This window comes from Streptomyces sp. NPDC001709 (genome assembly GCF_053596375.1).
This window is the reverse complement of record NZ_JBSFGB010000148.1, coordinates 1-1,364: the sequence shown is the minus strand read 5'-3', so window position 1 is coordinate 1,364 and position 1,364 is coordinate 1. Positions and strand designations below refer to the sequence as shown.

The window sequence follows — 1,364 nt, the reverse complement described above, 5'->3', positions numbered from 1 at the left end:
CACCTGGGGCATCTACAGCGGCTACGAGCTGTGCGAGAACACCCCGCTGAGGGAGGGCAGCGAGGAATACCTCGACTCGGAGAAGTACCAGCTCAAGCCGCGCGACTGGGAAAGAGCCAAACGCGAGGGCCGGACCATCGCGCCTCTCATCACCAAGCTGAACACCGTCCGACGGCAGCACCCCGCGCTACAGCGCCTGCGGAATCTCCGCTTCCATCAGACCGACAACGACGCCGTGCTCGCCTACAGCAAGAGCACGGGAGCGGACACGGTCATCGTGGTCGTCAATCTCGACCCGCATCACACCCAGGAGGCCACGGTCTCGTTGGACATGCCGCAACTGGGCCTGGACTGGAACGCCGCCCTGCCCGTACACGACGAACTGACGGGTGAGACGTACCACTGGGGCAGGACCAACTACGTGCGCCTGACGCCCGGCAGTGCGCCGGCGCACCTGCTCCACGTCGGGCGATCGACGCCCCGGATCGGAGGGCCCGCAGCGTCATGACCGTGAACCAACCCGTACCGGACACTTTCGAGGACACTCCCGCCAAGGACCGGGACCCCCAGTGGTTCAAGCGCGCCGTCTTCTACGAGGTCCTGGTGCGCTCCTTCCAGGACAGCGACGGCGACGGCATCGGCGACCTGAAGGGTCTGACCGCCAAGCTCGACTATCTGCAGTGGCTCGGCGTGGACTGCCTGTGGCTGCCGCCGTTCTTCAAGTCCCCGCTCCGGGACGGCGGTTACGACGTCTCCGACTACACCGCCGTCCTCCCGGATTTCGGTGACCTCGCCGACTTCGTGGAGTTCGTGGACGCCGCCCACCAGCGCGGCATGCGCGTGATCATCGACTTCGTCATGAACCACACCAGCGACCAGCACCCGTGGTTCCAGGAGTCCCGCAAGAACCCCGACGGCCCGTACGGGGACTACTACATGTGGGCCGACGACGACAAGCAGTACGAGGACGCCCGGATCATCTTCGTCGACACCGAGGCCTCCAACTGGACCTTCGACCCCGTGCGCGGCCAGTACTACTTCCACCGCTTCTTCTCGCACCAGCCGGACCTCAACTACGAGAACCCGGCCGTGCAGGAGGAGATCCTGGCGGCGCTGAGGTTCTGGCTGGACCTCGGGATCGACGGCTACCGGCTGGACGCGGTCCCCTATCTCTACGCGGAAGAGGGCACCAACTGCGAGAACCTGCCGGCCACGCACGCCTTCCTCAAGCGGGTCCGCCGTGAGATCGACGCGATGTACCCGGACACCGTGCTGCTGGCGGAGGCCAACCAGTGGCCGGAGGACGTCGTCGACTACTTCGGCGACTACGCCTCCGGCGGCGACGAGTGCCACATGGCCTTCCA

2 protein-coding genes are annotated in these 1,364 nt (G+C 66.1%); both read left to right on the top strand.

Translation table 11 applies throughout. From position 1 onward, the window contains the following. The coding region (locus ACWC0C_RS48355; protein WP_450871552.1) for an alpha-glucosidase C-terminal domain-containing protein at positions 1–508 on the top strand (508 nt) is incomplete at its 5' end. Continuing rightward, positions 505–1,364, top strand: an 860-nt coding sequence (locus ACWC0C_RS48350) for an alpha-amylase family glycosyl hydrolase (RefSeq protein WP_450871551.1), incomplete at its 3' end; no start/stop codon positions are given. The genes ACWC0C_RS48355 and ACWC0C_RS48350, both read left to right, overlap by 4 nt.